13 protein-coding genes are annotated in these 15,846 nt (G+C 70.8%); all 13 read right to left on the reverse strand.

Annotation, left to right across the window (positions count from 1 at the left end; genetic code table 11):
• Nucleotides 1–14: 14 nt before the first annotated feature.
• Complete coding sequence (locus Aco04nite_RS21745) at nt 15–833, reverse strand: DivIVA domain-containing protein (RefSeq protein WP_203834680.1); 819 nt, start codon at nt 831–833, stop codon at nt 15–17.
• A gap of 58 nt (nt 834–891) precedes the next feature.
• Nucleotides 892–1,197, reverse strand: a complete 306-nt coding sequence (locus Aco04nite_RS21750) for a YggT family protein (protein ID WP_203834681.1) — start codon at nt 1,195–1,197, stop codon at nt 892–894.
• Between the two features lie 57 nt (nt 1,198–1,254).
• Nucleotides 1,255–1,956: a cell division protein SepF gene (locus Aco04nite_RS21755; RefSeq protein WP_212999083.1), complete on the reverse strand. Its 702-nt coding sequence runs from the start codon at nt 1,954–1,956 to the stop codon at nt 1,255–1,257.
• A gap of 248 nt (nt 1,957–2,204) precedes the next feature.
• Nucleotides 2,205–2,915 (reverse strand): YggS family pyridoxal phosphate-dependent enzyme, encoded by a 711-nt coding sequence (locus Aco04nite_RS21760; protein ID WP_212999084.1) that lies wholly within the window; start codon nt 2,913–2,915, stop codon nt 2,205–2,207.
• Between the two features lie 3 nt (nt 2,916–2,918).
• Complete coding sequence (gene ftsZ / locus Aco04nite_RS21765) at nt 2,919–4,058, reverse strand: cell division protein FtsZ (protein WP_203834684.1); 1,140 nt, start codon at nt 4,056–4,058, stop codon at nt 2,919–2,921.
• 308 nt (nt 4,059–4,366) lie between these two features.
• On the reverse strand, nt 4,367–5,134 hold the full coding sequence (locus tag Aco04nite_RS21770; RefSeq protein ID WP_212999085.1) for a cell division protein FtsQ/DivIB: 768 nt from the start codon (nt 5,132–5,134) through the stop codon (nt 4,367–4,369).
• A 29-nt stretch (nt 5,135–5,163) separates the two neighbouring features.
• Nucleotides 5,164–6,582 (reverse strand): UDP-N-acetylmuramate--L-alanine ligase, encoded by a 1,419-nt coding sequence (gene murC, locus Aco04nite_RS21775; RefSeq protein ID WP_212999086.1) that lies wholly within the window; start codon nt 6,580–6,582, stop codon nt 5,164–5,166.
• A gap of 34 nt (nt 6,583–6,616) precedes the next feature.
• Nucleotides 6,617–7,723 carry an undecaprenyldiphospho-muramoylpentapeptide beta-N-acetylglucosaminyltransferase gene (gene murG, locus Aco04nite_RS21780; RefSeq protein WP_212999087.1) on the reverse strand — a complete coding sequence of 369 codons (1,107 nt, stop codon included), beginning with the start codon at nt 7,721–7,723 and terminating at the stop codon, nt 6,617–6,619.
• Between the two features lie 59 nt (nt 7,724–7,782).
• On the reverse strand, nt 7,783–9,114 hold the full coding sequence (locus tag Aco04nite_RS21785) for an FtsW/RodA/SpoVE family cell cycle protein (RefSeq protein ID WP_244876192.1): 1,332 nt from the start codon (nt 9,112–9,114) through the stop codon (nt 7,783–7,785).
• A gap of 225 nt (nt 9,115–9,339) precedes the next feature.
• Nucleotides 9,340–10,437 carry a phospho-N-acetylmuramoyl-pentapeptide-transferase gene (gene mraY / locus Aco04nite_RS21790; protein ID WP_203834689.1) on the reverse strand — a complete coding sequence of 366 codons (1,098 nt, stop codon included), beginning with the start codon at nt 10,435–10,437 and terminating at the stop codon, nt 9,340–9,342.
• The gene (locus Aco04nite_RS21795; protein ID WP_212999089.1) at nt 10,434–11,828 is read right to left on the reverse strand and encodes a UDP-N-acetylmuramoyl-tripeptide--D-alanyl-D-alanine ligase; all 1,395 of its coding nucleotides are present in this window, start codon (nt 11,826–11,828) and stop codon (nt 10,434–10,436) included. Before Aco04nite_RS21795 ends, mraY begins: the two co-directional genes overlap by 4 nt.
• Nucleotides 11,825–13,327: a UDP-N-acetylmuramoyl-L-alanyl-D-glutamate--2,6-diaminopimelate ligase gene (locus Aco04nite_RS21800; RefSeq protein WP_212999090.1), complete on the reverse strand. Its 1,503-nt coding sequence runs from the start codon at nt 13,325–13,327 to the stop codon at nt 11,825–11,827. Before Aco04nite_RS21800 ends, Aco04nite_RS21795 begins: the two co-directional genes overlap by 4 nt.
• Before the next feature lie 55 nt (nt 13,328–13,382).
• Complete coding sequence (locus Aco04nite_RS21805) at nt 13,383–15,626, reverse strand: peptidoglycan D,D-transpeptidase FtsI family protein (RefSeq protein ID WP_438874931.1); 2,244 nt, start codon at nt 15,624–15,626, stop codon at nt 13,383–13,385.
• Between the last annotated feature and the right edge of the window lie 220 nt (nt 15,627–15,846).

A 15,846-nucleotide genomic window follows, 5' to 3' on the forward strand; every position in this document is an offset into this window, starting at 1 on the left:
GGTGACGCCGGGCCTCAGCGGCCCGTCTCGATCGAGTTGGCGCGGCTGCCGCCGTACGAGCCGGCGAGGCCCGCGGCGGCGAGGCCACCTGAACCACCGACGGCGCGCTGGGCGTCGGCACGGGAGAGTTCGGTCTCCAGTCCCTGGCCACGGCCGTCGAGGTCGCGCAGCTGGCTCTCGAGGTAAGCCTTCAGGCGCGTGCGGTACTCGCGCTCGAACTGCTTGAGCTCCTCGATGTGCTTCTGCAGGGCCGAGCGCTTCGCGTCCAGGCCGCCCATGGCTTCCTGGTGACGCTGGCGCGCGTCCCGCTCGAGGGCGTCGGCCTTGGCCCGCGCCTCCCGGGTGACCTCTTCCGCCTTGGAACGGGCGTCGGAGAGAAGCTTGTCGGCCTCGCGGCGCGCGTCGGAGACGTGGTCGTCCGCCGTGCGCTGGGCCATCATGAGGACGCGCAGTGCCTGCTGCTCGCCGTCACCGCCCGTGGAGGAAGGGGCGCTTGCGGCCGGGCCCTGCGCGCGGACCTGCTCGAGCTCAGCCTGCATCTGGCGGGCTGCCTGCTCGGCGGCGGACTTGTCGCGCTGGACACGGTCGAGCTGCGACTTCATGTCGTTGAGCTCGGCAGCCATGCGGGGGTCGGCGCTCGGGCCGGCTGGTGCGCCACCCCGTCCGCCACGCTCCACCTGGGCACGCAGCTCGTTGTTCTCCTCGATCAGACGGGCGAGCTCGCGCTCCACCTCGTCCAGGAAAGCGTCGACCTCCTCCTCGTCATACCCCCGCTTGCCGATGGGGGGTTTCTTGAAGGCGACGTTGTGCACGTCGGCCGGGGTCAGCGGCATCGAAACTCCTCGGGTCAGTTGCGGCCGCGTGGGGCGGAGCCGATCGGGTCGTCCTCGGTCAGGAGACCGACCTGATCAGCTGCGCTAACACGAAGTTCAAAAGCACGAACAGGATAACCAGCAGGACCAGGGACGCCAGGTCCAAACTCACGGTACCAATTCGAAGCGGTGGGATCACACGCCTCAACGCCTTGAGGGGTGGATCAGTGACGCTCCACACCGACTCCAATGCCGCCGAGGCTCCGCGTCCCGGCTGCCAGCGGCGCCCGTACTGCAGCACCGCACCCAGCACGAACCGGGCCAGCAGCGTCAGGAAGAAGACGTAGACCAAGAGATAGATGATCTGCAACACGATCGACAGCACTTCAGGCGGGTCCCTCGTTAGGGGTCAACTCTGCTCGTTCGGGGCACCCGGGGCGGGTCAGCCCTGGGTGAAGAAGCCGCCCTCAGCGATCTTGGCCTTGTCCTCGGCGGTGACCTGGACGTTGGCCGGTGAGAGCAGGAATACCCGGTTGGTCACCCGCTCGATCGTACCGCGCAGGCCGAACGCGAGTCCGGCCGCGAAGTCGACCAGGCGGCGAGCGTCACTCTCGTCCATCTCGGTGAGATTGATGATGACCGGTACGCCGTCGCGGAAGTGCTCGCCGATGGTCCGCGCCTCGCGATAGGTGGTGGGGTGCAGCGTCGTGATCTGGTAACGCTGCTCCTCCTCGGCCGGCCGCTGGTGCACCTGGGTCTGCGGTGCGAGCGCCAGATTTTCCCGGGTGGAGTAGGCCTGCTCGCTCGCCGCCGCGGGTGGCCTGGTGATGGAGCGCACGCTGGCACGCTCGCCACGGTCGTGGTCGTGATCGTCGCGGTCGAGTGCCGCGGCGGCACGCTCGAGGCGGCCGCTGCCCCGGTCGGACTGGCGGGCCCGCGGGAGCGCGGGTGCCTCGTCGACGTCGTCCTCGTCGTCCGCGTACTCGTCGGCGTAGCGGTAACCGGTGTCACGGTCCCGCTCCCGATCGCGGTCACGATCCCGGTCCCGATCGCGGTAACCGCCGTCGCGATAGCCCCGGTCGTCGTACTGGTCGTCCTCTTCGACGAGCCCGAGCCACACGCCCGCCTTGCGAAGTGCGCTCATGTGATCACCAGACCCTCTGCGCCGAACCGCTCGTCCATGCCCCCACCTCCGTCACTGTGCGCCTCGCACCCCCTGCGAGTCGCGTCCCCCCTTGCACGGATTCCGCGATCTTCAAACATCTCGACCCCGGCGCCCGCTGAACGACACTGCGTCGTCGGACGCGAAGGCCGGTCCACCAGGGCGAACCCGGAGGCCGGAAGCACGTCGCGAATGAACAACACGTATGTAGTTTGCTGCCCGCCGCAAGGCTACCGCAGCGTGTTTCGCATCCCGAGCAAAGAAGTACCGATCCTTACGTGTGTCGCTCCGTGCGCCACAGCTGCTTCGAGGTCGCCGCTCATGCCCGCCGAGACGACCGTCGCGTCCGGATGATCGGCGCGCAGCCGTGCGGCGATATCGGCGAGTGCGCCGAAGGCCTTCGACGGCTCCCATTCGCGGGGAGCGACGGCCATCACTCCACCGAGCCGCAGCCCCTCGGCCCCGGCCACGAAATCGGCGAGCTCCCACAGGTCACCGCCCGGGTCAGCGCCCCCTCGCGCGGTGTCCCCGTCGATGCTGACCTGCAACAACACCTCGAGCGGGCGGTCGCGGAGCCGCTGAGCCGCCGAGTCGAGAGCGGAGGCGAGCCGCACGGAGTCCACGGACTCGACGACATCGGCGTACGTGACGACTGAGCGCGCCTTGTTGCGCTGCAGCTGGCCGACGAAGTGCCAGCGAACCGCGGCGTCCTCGGCGGAAACCGAAGCGGCCTTGGCCGCGGCTTCCTGATCTTTGTTCTCCCCCACGTCCGTCACTCCGAGCGCGGCGAGGTGCACCACGTCGGAGGCGGGGTACGTCTTGGTGATCGCGACCAGGGACACGCTGCCCGGGTCGCGATCGGCCGCGACGCAGGCGCGCACGATCCGCTCACGCACCTCCGTCAGGGAGGCGGCGAGCTCATCGCGGCGCGACTGCGGCAATCGTCAGGAACCGTTCTTCAGGAAGTCGGGCACGTCGACGTCGTCGAAGAGCACCCGGCGCGGCGGCGGGGTCGTGGCCGCCGGCTGGTTCGAGGACTGGCTGACCGGCGCGGGCACGCTGGGCGTGGACGCGGGCGGCGAGGACGGCTGCGGGACGACCTTGCGGGCCGGCGCCTCGGTCGGCTTGTACGAGGGGGTGCCCCCGTCGAAGCCGGCGGCGATCACGGTGACCCGGACCTCGTCACCCAGCGCGTCGTCGATGACCGCGCCGAAGATGATGTTGGCGTCGGGGTGCGCCGCGTCGGTGACTAGCTGCGCCGCGTCGTTGATCTCGAACAGGCCCAGGTCGGAGCCGCCGGCGATGGAGAGCAGCACGCCGCGGGCGCCGTCCATGCTCTGCTCCAGCAGCGGGCTGGAGATCGCCTTCTCGGCCGCCTCGACCGCACGGTTGTCGCCACGGGCGCTACCGATGCCCATGAGGGCGCTGCCGGCGCCGCTCATGACGCTCTTGACGTCGGCGAAGTCCAGGTTGATCAGACCCGGGGTCGTGATCAGGTCGGTGATGCCCTGGACGCCGGAGAGCAGCACCTGGTCGGCCTGGCGGAAGGCGTCCATCATGCTGATGCCGCGGTCGCCGAGCGCGAGCAGCCGGTCGTTCGGGATCACGATGAGCGTGTCGCACTGGTTGCGCAACTCGTCGATGCCCTGCTCGGCCTGGACCTGGCGGCGCTTGCCCTCGAACGAGAACGGCCGGGTGACCACGCCGATGGTGAGCGCACCGAGCTTGCGGGCGATGTTGGCGACGACGGGTGCGCCACCGGTGCCGGTGCCGCCGCCCTCGCCGCAGGTCACGAACACCATGTCGGCGCCCTTGAGGACCTCTTCGATCTCGTCGCGGTGGTCCTCGGCGGCGTTCTTGCCGACCTCGGGCTGCGCGCCGGCGCCGAGGCCCCGGGTGAGCTCCCGGCCGACGTCGAGCTTGACGTCGGCATCGGACATCAGCAGGGCCTGGGCATCGGTGTTGATCGCGATGAACTCGACTCCCTTGAGTCCCACCTCGATCATGCGGTTGACGGCATTGACGCCGCCACCGCCGATTCCCACGACCTTGATCACCGCGAGATAGTTGTGCGGAGGTGTCATCGGGTTCAGCCTTCCCTTCCAGGGTTTTCGGACGTCGAGGGCCCCAGCGGTCCCGATGGAACCGCCTTCAGCGTCCGCTCTCCGTACAAGGGAGGGCGAGGAAACCCTCACCCTCTACTAGAGGCTTAGAGTTATGTCAACTACTCAACCTCAATGGGCAACGTAAGCGGACGTGTCGCCCGATCCAAGGACCAACGCGGCGTGTCGGCGTCCGCTTACGTGGCGAGTATCCGACTCAGCCGTAACCTAGGACAGAATGTGCCGTTTGGCGCACTCTGTCCGGTTGGCGGCGGCCACCGGACCCCGGATCAGCGAATCGTCACCACAGTGGGCGCGCTCACATCGATCGTGTCCCCCTCGCGCTTCAGCAGTGCCGTGGCGACCTGCGCCTTGGTCTCGCTCTGGGTCTCGTCGCCCCAGATGATCTTCCTGCCCTTGCGCAACCCCAGCTCCACCTGGGCCGGCGCCGGCACCGAGATCGAGAGCACCTGCTCGCGCAGCTCGTCGGTGAGCGAGCCGAGCACGACCAGCGCGGAGCGGGTGTTGATGTCCTTCGGACCGGGCCGGGCGAGGTTCGCCACCGGCATCCCCGACGGCCGTTCGGCGACCGTCCGGAACGCGACCCCCGCCGCGTCGATCAGCGAGAATTCCTGGCCGACGGGTACGGCAGCCACAGCCGTACGCTCCACGACCTGCACCTCCACGGTGGCGGGCCACGAGCGCGACACGATCGCCCGCTCGACGGCCGGCAGCGCCTGCACCCGGCCCCGGATGGCGTCCAGGTCCACCCGGGCGAGGGGCTCGTTCATGCGTACGGCGGCAGCGTCCTCGACCTGCGACGGCTCGAGCGTGTCCGTGCCGACCACCTGCACCGCGCGCACGCCCAGCACGGACGTCGCGTAGACCATCCAGGTCAGCCCGCCGAGCACCAGCACCACACCGAGCGCGACGGCCCAGGGCAGCGCGGCACGCATCCGGCGTTGCCGGGCGCGCGCCATGAACCGCCGCACCGACGGTGGCACTGCGTCGGTATCCGCGCGCACCAGCCGCCAGTTACGGCCGCCCCCGTCAGTCATCCGGCCCCCCGGTCAGCGATATGGACAGGTCAGCTCTCGGAGAGGGCCACCAGCAGCTCGTCACCCATCAGCGAGATCGGCGGCGCGCCCATGGTGACGACCACGTCGCCCGGCCGGCTGCGCCGCACCACCTCGGCGGGCACGTCCTCCCAGGACGGCACGAAGATCTTGTGCTCGTCGCCGAGTTCGATCGCCGCGGTCAGCGCGACGCCGCCCTCGCCGGGCCCGCGGGTCTCCCCCGGCCCGAAGACCTCCATCACGATCACCTCGTCGGCGATCGCCAGCCCCTCGGCCAGCTCGGCCTGCAGGTCCCGGGTGCGATAGACGCGGTACGGCTGGAAGACCACGACCAGCCGCCCGTCGCCGGCCACCTCACGCAGGGTGCGCAGCGCGGCCTTGACCGAGGTCGGGTGGTACGCGTACTCGTCGTAGACGCGCACGCCCGCGACCGTGCCCTTGCGCTCGAAGCGGCGCCGGACTCCCGGGAACGACGCGAGCGCCTCGGTGATCTTGTCGAGCGGCAGGCCAAGCCGCAGCGCGGTCAGCACGGCGGCGGCGCTGTTCAGCCCCATGAGCCGCCCGGGCAGCGCCAGCACGATCTCGCCGAGCGGCTTGCCGTCGAGCCAGCCCTGGTAGCGGACACCCTGAACGGAGGTGACGACGTCGGTGATGCGGAGGTCGGCGCCTTCGCTCTCGCCGTACGTGTAGACGGTCCTGCCCTTGGCCCTGAGCCCGGCGATGAGCTCCTGGACGCCCTCGTCGTCGGCGCAGGTGACCACGAAGCCGTCGGGATCGGTGAGCTCGGCGAACTCCAGGAAGCCGGCCTTGAGCCCGTCGAGGTCGCCCCAGTTGTTGAGGTGGTCGCCCTCGATGTTGGTGATGATCGCGACGTGCGGCCGGTAGATGAGGAACGACTTGTCGTGCTCGTCGGCCTCCGCCACGAAGTAGGAACCGGAGCCGTGGTGGCCGTTGGAGCCGGCCGCGGAGATCTCGCCGCCGATCACGAACGACGGGTCCTCTCCGGCGTGCTGCAGGACCACGGTCATGATCGACGTGGTGGTCGTCTTGCCGTGCGTGCCGGCCACCGCGATCGTCCTGCGGCCGGTCATCGCGGCGGCGAGCGCCTCCGAGCGGTGCAGGATCCGCAGCCCCCGGCGGCGGGCCTCGGCAAGCTCGACGTGCTCGAACGGGATCGCGGTGGAGTAGACGACCGTGTCGACGCCGTCGAGGTTCGACGCCTCGTGGGTCATGTGCACCGTGCCGCCGAGCGCGCGCAGCGCGGCCAGCGTGGGCCATTCGCGCAGCTCGCTGCCGGAGACCGGGATGCCCCGGGTGAGCAGCAGGCGGGCCAGGCCACCCATGCCGACGCCACCGATGCCGATGAGGTGCACCGCGCCGAGGTCCTCGGCGGTCGTCCCGCCGGCCGGCTTCAGGTCCGCCGTGTTCACTGAGTCTCTCCCCACCTAGAAAATCCAAAGATCGTCATCGGGCAACCGCTTCGCAGACGAAGTCCAGCAGCGCCTCGTCGCCGTCACGGCGGCCGTACGCCCCCGCGGCGGCGCCCATCGTCGCGAGCCGCTGCGGGTCGCGGGCGAGCGGGATGATCGTCCGCTCGATCCACTCCGGTGTCAGCTCGGCATTGTCCACGAGCAGGCCGCCGCCGGACTCGACGACGGGCAGCGCGTTGCGCTTCTGTTCCTGGTTGCTGTGCGGATAGGGCACGTAGACGGCGGGCATGCCGATCGCCGTCGTCTCCGCAACCGTGATCGCGCCGCCGCGGCACAGCATCAGGTCCGCGGCGGCATAACCGAGCTGCATGTCCGAGAGGTACGGCACCACCTCGTAGGGCACCGGCAGGTCGCTGGGCACCTCGAACGGGTCGTTGCGCCCGCCCTGCACGTGCAGCACCTGGATGCCCGCGTGGGCGAGCTTCTTCGCCGCGCCGGCGACCGCGAGGTTGATCGACCGGGCGCCGGACGAGCCGCCGGAGACGAAGAGCACCGGCAGGTCGGGGCGCAGGCCGAAGTGGGCGAGCGCCTGCGGGCGCAGGGCCGCGCGGTCCATCCGGGCGATAGCCGTACGCAGCGGCACGCCGACCACCTTGGCATCGCGCAACGACTCGGCGGCAGCCGGCTGGCCCGGGAAGCCGACCGCGATGTTCTTCGTGAACCGCATGCCCATCCGGTTGGCCACACCCGGGGGGACGTTCACCTCGTGGATGACGATGGGCAGCTCACGCCGCCACGCCGCCAGATAGGCGGGGACCGACACGTAGCCACCGAAGCCGACCACCACGTCCGCCTTGACCTCGTCGAGGATCAGGCCGGCCGCGTGCGCGGACCTGTACATCCGGTCCGGGGTGCGCAGCAGGTTCAGGTTGACCGAACGCGGGAGCTGGAACGCCGGGATGACCCGCAGGTCGTACCCCGCCGGCGGGATGAGCTCGTTCTCCATGCCCTTGGGGCTGCCGAGGGTGGTGATCCGCACCTCGGGGAAGTGCCGGCGCAACGCATCGGCGAAGGCGAGCAGCGGATAGATGTGACCGCCTGTGCCTCCCCCGGCGAGCACGACCGACCGCAGCGTACCCATCACCTGCTCCTAACCCGTCCGACCGCCCCGCCCGACCGCCCTCAGAAGGACCGAGGACGCTATCTCCCCCGCGGTGCCCGGTTGCCCGGTCGTTGGGCAGATGGGCGCGACGGACCCGGCCGCCGCGGCGGGGGGAGCGGCGGCAGCGGGGCCCAGACTAGCCGTACCCATCGCGACGACGGACGGGCGTGCAGGGCCCGAGCGGCGTCGGGCTCCGCGCGGGCGCACGAGGCCAGGATGCCGAGCGCCGCCATGGTGACGGTGAGTGCGCTGCCACCTGCGGAGATGAGCGGGAGCGGCACACCGGTCAGCGGGATCAGGCCGATCACACCGCCCATGTTGATGACCGCCTGGGCGACGAGCCAGGTCGTGATCGCCGTCGCGGCCAGCCGGCGCCACGGGTCCTCGACCCGGCGCGCGATCCGGAAACCGGTGTAGGCGAGCACGGCGAACAGCACCGCGATCACCATGCAGCCGACCACGCCGAGCTCCTCGGCGACCACGGCGTAGATGAAGTCGTTGTCGGCGGCCGGCAGCCAGTTCCACTTGAGTGCACCCTTGCCGAGGCCGACGCCGAACCAGCCGCCCTCGTAGATGGCCGACCGGGCCTGCAGGATCTGATAGCAGAGGTCGAGCGCGCAGTCCTTCGGGGTGTCCAGCCACATCGTGATGCGCAGCAGCCGGTAGTTGGGCTGGCCGGTGGCGCCGGAGCCCGCTCCCCGGGAGGCCGCCGCGATCAGCAGCCCGATGCCGGCGAGGCCGAGGACGCCGAGCGCCCCGAAGACCCGCAGCCGCACCCCCGCCGCCCACAGCAGGCCGATGATGAGGGACAGCACCACGAGCATGGTGCCGAGGTCGTTGTAGCCGACCATCACGAACAGCAGGCCGACGGCGGGGAACAGCGGCATCGACAACTCACGCCAGTACCCCAGTGCCGCGCCCTTGCGGGCGATGATGTCGGCGCCCCAGAGCACCACGCCGAACTTCACGAACTCGGCGGGCTGCAGGCCGACGGGGCCGATGTAGAGCCAGAGCAGGTCACCGGTCAGCGGGCCGAGCGAGACGGAGCCGTCGCCCGGGTCCACGGCGAGCACACCGAGCGAACCGAGCCCGCCCAGCAGGTCGAGCACACCGAGCAGCACGACCGCGACGCCGAGGACGTAGACGCCGAGGAAGCGCAGGGTGCCCGCGGGCAGCCGCTGGCACACCCAGAAGCCCACCAGGCCCAGCACGGCGAAGATCAGCTGGCTGCGGACCGCGCTGAAGGCGTTGCCGTTCGCGGCGTACGCCTGGACGCTGGTCGCCGAGAACACCATGGTCAGGCCAATGAGCAGCAGCAGACCCGAGCTGGCGATCAGCAGGTAGTACGACGAGAGCGGCCGCGCCAGCATCCCGTGCACGGCCGGCAGCAGCTGCTGACTGAGCGACTTCGGGCGGACCGGTGCGGGCGCCGGCTGCACGGTGGCAGCCGGCGACACGGTGACCGTGGTCCGCGACTCGCGCTTGTCCTCCGCCATGCCCACCATCATGGTGGCGCGACACGCCAGCCCCGGGATGCGGAGCAGGCGTGTCGGAAGAGATCTATCCCTCTTTGACCCATGCCCTCTTGAAGCTCGCTAGCCCATGATCGCGAGGAAGTCGCTGTAGAACAGGCCGAGACCGATGGCCACACAGATGCCGGCCACGATCCAGAACCGCACCACGATGTTGACCTCGCTCCACCCGGCGAGCTCGAAGTGGTGCTGCAGCGGCGACATCCGGAAGACGCGCTTACCCGTGGTCTTGAACGAGATGATCTGGATGACGACCGACATCGTGATGATGACGAAGAGGCCACCGATGATGATCGACAGCAGCGTGGTGCGGGTTGCCATCGCCAGGCCGCCGATGAGGCCGCCGAGCCCGAGCGCGCCGGTGTCACCCATGAAGATCCGCGCCGGCGAGGTGTTCCACCACAGGAAGCCCACACAGGCCCCCGCCGCGGCCGCCGCGATCAACGCGACCTCCAGGGGATCTCGCACCTCGTAGCAGTAGCTGCCGGCGTAGTTGTTGTCACCGCACCAATGCCGGTACTGCCAGAAGCCGATCAGCGCGTACGAGCCGAGCACCAGGATCGACGCGCCCGTCGCGAGACCGTCGAGGCCGTCGGTCAGGTTCACGCCGTTGGACATCGACATGATCACGAAGACGAAGACGATGACCGAGCCGACCTTGCCGACGTCGAGGAAGCTGATGTCGCGGATGAACGAGATGTGCTCGCTCGCCACGGTCTGCCCGTTGGTGCTGGGCACGTAGAGCGCCGCGACGCCGAGGCCACCACCGACCAGGAGCTGGCCGAGCAGCTTGCCCTTCGCGCTCAGGCCGCCCGAGTTGCGCTTGCGGACCTTGAGGAAGTCGTCCAGGAAGCCGACCGCGCCGCAGAAGACGAACAGGCCCAGCAGCACCAGCGCCGTCATGGTCGGTTTGACCTGGGCGATCTGGGCCTCGGGCAGCGTGGTCAGGGCGAGGTGCCCGGCAACGTAGGCGAGAACGGTGGCGATGATGAACGCCACCCCGCCCATCGTCGGCGTGCCCTTCTTGCTCTGGTGGGACGCCGGGCCCAGGGTACGGATCGGCTGCCCGGCCTTCAGCGCGGCGAACACACGGATGGCGACCGGCGTGCCGAACAACGAGATGATGAACGCGACCGCAGCCGCGACGATTACTGCCCTCACGGGCTGACCTCCCCAGTGACCGTGCCCGCGCGCAGCGCGTCGGCCACCTTCCACGTCCGGTACCGCGAACCCTTGACCAGCACGACATCTCCCGGGCGCAGGTCGCCCGTCACCGCCAGGATCGCCTCGGCCTGATCGGCCGCCGCGATCGACTCACCCTTCCATTCCGGTACGCCCGCGGCCCCGTCGAGCACCGCCGCCGCCTCGGCCACCGCGACGAGCCGGTGCACCCCCAGCTCCGCGGCGAGCCGCCCGACCTCCTCGTGCCCGGCCACCTCCTGATCGCCCAGCTCGGCCATGTAACCCAGCACCGCGATCGTGCGGCCGCCCGCCCCCATGGCGGTCAGCGCGCGCAGGGCGGCGGCCGTCGACGAGGGGTTGGCGTTGTACGAGTCGTCGATCAGCGTGACGCCGTCCGCCCGCTCCACGACGTCCATCCGGCGGCTCGAGCGGATGCCGACCTCGCCCAGCGCCTCGGCGACGGCGGCGACCGGCATCCCGGCATCCAGCGCGATCGCCGCGGCGACCAGCGTGTTGGACACCTGGTGGCGGCCGGTGACGGCGAGCTGCACCGGGGCGCTTCCCGAGCCGGTGACCAGCTCGTACGCCGCCCGGCCCCGGGAATCCAGGGTCACGTGCTCCGCGCGTACCGTCGAAGCCTCTGATTCTCCGGCCAGGACCACCCGGGCGGCCGTGCGGGACGCCATGGCCGCCACCAGCGGGTCGTCGGCGTTGAGCACCGCGACACCGTCGGCGGGCAGGCTCTCGACCAGCTCCCCCTTGGCCTGGGCGGTGCCCTCCTTCGACCCGAACTCGCCGATGTGCGCCGCGCCGATGTTCAGCACGGCACCGATGCGGGGCGCCGCGATCCCGGCCAGGTAGGCGATGTGCCCGATCCCGCGGGCGCCCATCTCCAGCACCAGGAACCGCGTCTCCGGGGTGGCCTTGAGCACCGTGCACGGGAAACCGAGCTCGTTGTTGGGTGACCCGGCCGGCGCCACGGTCTCCCCGAGCCGCGCGAGCAGCTGCCCGATGTAGTCCTTGGTCGTGGTCTTGCCCGACGAACCGGTCAGGCCCACGACGGTCAGCTCCGGCAGCCGGCCCACGACCTCGTGGGCGAGCTTGGCCAGCGCCGCGAGCTGCTCCTCGACCACGACCCCGGGCTGACCCGTGTCGCGGGTGCCGAGGACCGCGGCGGCACCGGCGGCGATCGCGGTGGCGGCGTAGTCGTGGCCGTCGACGTTCTCGCCCTCGAACGCGACGAACAGGCCCTGCGGCATCGGTGCCCGCGAGTCGTACTCGACCGGTCCGGAGACGATCAGGGCAGGGTCGGCGTTGACGAGACGTCCACCGGTGATCGTGGCGATCTCGTCCAGGGTCATGCGGATCAAGCGGCACCGTCCTGTCGCGCGGTCAGCGCGGCGGCCAGCTCGATCCGGTCGTCGAACGGCAGCACCTCGCCGTTCACCTCCTGGCCGCTCTCGTGTCCCTTGCCGAGCACGGCCACGACGTCGCCCGCAGCGGCCAGCCGGACCGCCTCGTCGATGGCGGCCCGGCGGCCCGCCACTTCAATGATCTTGGAGGCCGCGGCGGCTTGTTCAGCGCCCTGACGGACGGCTTTGCGCACCACGGCGGGGTCCTCGGTGCGCGGGTTGTCGTCGGTGACCACCACGACGTCGGAACCGCGAGCGGCGGCGGCACCCATCAGCGGGCGCTTGCCGGTGTCGCGGTCGCCGCCGGCGCCGATCACGCAGATCAGCCGACCGCCGCGGGCGGTCGCCAGGTCGCGCAGGGCGAGCAGCGCGGCCACGATCGCGTCGGGCTTGTGCGCGTAGTCGACGACACCGAGGACGTCGCCGGGGGCCTCGACCCGCTCGAGCCGTCCGGGAACCCCCGGGCACGCCGCGATGCCGTCAGCGGCGATCTGGGGGTCGATGCCGACGGCCACGAGACTCGCCAGGGCCAGGAGCGCGTTGGCGACGTTGTGCCGGCCGGGCAGCGCCACTCCCGCGTCGATGTCGCCGACCTTGAACGTCTGGCCCGCACCGTCGACCCTGATGTCCGACGCCGACCACGTCGCCGAGGTGTCGCCGTTCGCCGAGTAGCTGACCGTGGCCGGCTTGAACAGCGGCTTGAGCGCCGGGTCGTCGGCGTTGAGGACCTCGACGGCGCTGCGGCCGTCGAAGAGCTTGGCCTTCGCCGCGAAGTAGTCGTCCACGTCGGTGTGGAAGTCGAGGTGGTCCATGCCGAAGTTGGTGTAGCCGCCGACGGCGAAGCGCACCCCGCCGACACGGCCCAGGGCCAGCGCGTGGCTGGACACCTCCATGACCACGGCGGTGACGCCGCGCTCGAGGGCGGTGGCGAGGATCGCGTGCAGGTCGGTGGCCTCGGGCGTGGTCCGCGCACTCTTGACCACGAGATCGCCGAGGCGCGTCTCGACCGTGCCGATCAGCCCGGTCGTCAGCCCGGCCGCCTGCAACCCCGATTCCACGAGGTACGCGGTGGACGTCTTGCCCGCCGTCCCGGTGAGCCCGATGACGGTGAGCCGCGCCGAGGGATCGCCGTAGATCGCCGAGGCGGCCACCCCGAGCACGGCCCGCGGATCCGCGACGACTACCACGGGTAGTCCCGCGGAAGCGGCGAGTTCACTCCCTGCGGGGTCGGTCAGCACGGCGACGGCACCGGCCTCCGCGGCGGCGGACGTGAACTCCGCACCGTGCCTGCGGGCGCCCGGCAACGCGGCGTAGAGATCGCCCGGACGCACCTCGCCACTGGCGTGCGTAACCCCGGTGATCAGGGCATCCGTGGCAGTCGGGGCAGCCTCTAGCAGGGCCGCGAGGTCGACCAGCCGATAGGGCTGGACAGTCTGGGGACGGGGAATGCCGGACACGGCGTCAGACCCTACCCGGTAATGCCCGGACCGCTACCAACGCCATCCGGGCGCCTTAATCCTTCCAGTCGAACTTGGGCGCGGGGGAACCGGACGGTGGCACACGGTAGTGCAGCAACGCCGCGGACATCATTTTGCTGAACGCCGGGGCCGCCACGTCGCCACCCGTCCCGTTCGGGACGTCGGCGAAGACGCCGATGACGAACCGGGGCGCCTCAGCCGGTGCCATGCCGATGAAAGAACCCGCGTTGTGGCTGGTGTACTGCCCGTCGACCAGCAGCTTGCCGGTGCCCGTCTTTCCCGCGATCCGGTAGCCGTCGACCTTGGCCTTGGTCCCGGTGGCACCCTTGGCGTCGACGACAGCCTCCATCATCTCGCGCAGCTCCTGGGCGACACCCGGGCTGAGGACCTCATGGGTCTCCGGGGGCGCCGTCGGGGTGACCTTGCCGTCCTTGCCCGAGACCGTCGCCTTGATCAGGTGCGGCTGGATGTAGACGCCGTCGTTCGCGATCGCGGCATACCCGGCCGCCATCTGCAGCAGGGTCGCGTCGACGCTGTGGCCGATCGGCACGGAGCCGTACGCGGAGCCGCTCCACTCGCTCGGCTCGAGCAGCCGCCCGGAGGACTCACCGGGCATGCCCTCGTCGGTCGCGCGGCCCAGCCCGAACTTCTGCTGGTACTCGTAGAGCTTCTCCTTGCCCAGCTTCTGGCCGATCTGGATCGTGCCGATGTTCGAGGAGTACGCGAGGATCTGCGCGACGGTCAGCTTGGTGCCCCGGGCGAAGTTGTGCGTGTCCGTGAACGGGACCCCGCCGAGCATCAGCGCGCCCCCGACCGGGATCTGCGTCTCGGGGGTGATGACCCCCTCCTGCAGCGCCGCGCCGATGGTGAACGCCTTGTGCGTCGAACCCGGGTCGGTGATGACGCTGGAGACCGCGTCGTCGCGCTCGGTCCACTTGTAGTCGAACGGCTTCTGCGCGTTGTACGTCGGGTAGCTCGCCTGCGCCAGCACCTCGCCGGTCTTGATGTCGATCACGACGGCACCGGCCACCGTGGCGTTGACGTCCTCCATGTACTGACTGAGGTAGCGCTGCACCTCGAACTGCAGGTCACGGTCGATGGTGAGCTGCACCGACGAGCCCGGCGCGGCCGGCGTCTCGCGGTTGTAGCCGCCGGGGATCTCCTTGTTGAGCTTGCCCTGGCCCCGCTCGTAGACCTTCTTGCCGTCGGTGCCGCGCAGCAGGTTGTTGTACCGGGCCTCGATGCCCTCCAGGCCGGTGTGGTCCGCGCCGGTGAAGCCGATGAGGTTGGCGGCCAGGTCGGCGCCGGGCACGTCGCGCCGCTCGTCGCGGTCGGAGCCGATGCCGGGCAGGTCGAGCTTGTCGATCCGGTTGGCCACCGCGATGTCGACGCCGCGCGCGAGATATTCGAAACGCGACTCGCCGCCGCCGGGCCGCTTCTTCTTCGCCATCAGCTGGACGAGGGTGGACTCGGGCACGCCCAGCAGCGGCGACAGCTGGGTCGCCACCTGCTGCGGGTTCACGACCAGCGTGGGGTCGGCATAGACGAACCGGGCCTCGACACTATGCGCGAGCACCTTGCCGGAACGGTCGAGGATGCTGCCGCGCGGCGCCGGAAGCACCAACTCGGTGAGCCGTTTCTCGCGCTGCTTCAGCAGGCTCTCCGCCTCAGCAGGCGAGTCCATCACCTGCAGCACGACGAGGCGCACTCCGATGGAGACGAAGAGCACCAGCGCGAGCACGGTGCCCAGGCGCAGCCGCCTGGTGCTGTTGGCCAGCTTCGGGGGCTCGGCCGGGACGCTCGGCGCCGGCCTGCGGTTGGCCGGGCGGGTCCGGACAGTACGCGGGTCAAGGCGCGACTCGGACCGTTCCGTACGCGCTCCCGGGCGTTCCGTACGTGCTACCGGGCGGCCCGACCGCGTCTCGGACCGTACGCCGCGCGTCTCGGAGCGGGCCTGCGTGCCGCGGCGCGGGTTGGCCGTGGCCCTGGTGCGCCCGGCTCCCGCGGTCGTGCGTGTCGGCTGGCTGCGGCCGCGCTCCGGCGTACGGCGCTGCTGGCGTTCCCCGTCCTCGGCGGGCCCCCGCCGTCCCTCGGCGGTCCCTTTTCTGCCGTCGACGGTGCGACCTCTGCCCTCGGCCTTCGCCGCGGTGGTCCGGCGGCGGGGCTCCGGTTCGGTCTCCTCCGATCGCGCGCGGCTGCGGCGCTGCGGTGGCGGCTCGGTGTCCTCGTCGCGGCGCCGGTCCCCCCGGGCCGGGCGTCCACCATCGAGGACCTGCAGCGACGGGCGGAACGGGTCGCCGTTACGGCCGGCCCGCGGGTTACGGGTGCGCTGGTCGCTCTCCCGGACGGTCCGGCCCCGCGGGGTGTACGCCCGCGCGTCCCCGATCCCGCCGAAGCCCCTGCCCCGCTCGTCCTGGCCCCGCTCGTCCTGGCCGTCGCCCTCGGGCTCGGGGCTGCCCTTACCCGCCTTACCCGCAGAAGAGCCGCGCCGGGGCTCC

This window comes from Winogradskya consettensis (assembly GCF_018332715.1).
Classification (GTDB): domain Bacteria; phylum Actinomycetota; class Actinomycetes; order Mycobacteriales; family Micromonosporaceae; genus Actinoplanes; species Actinoplanes consettensis.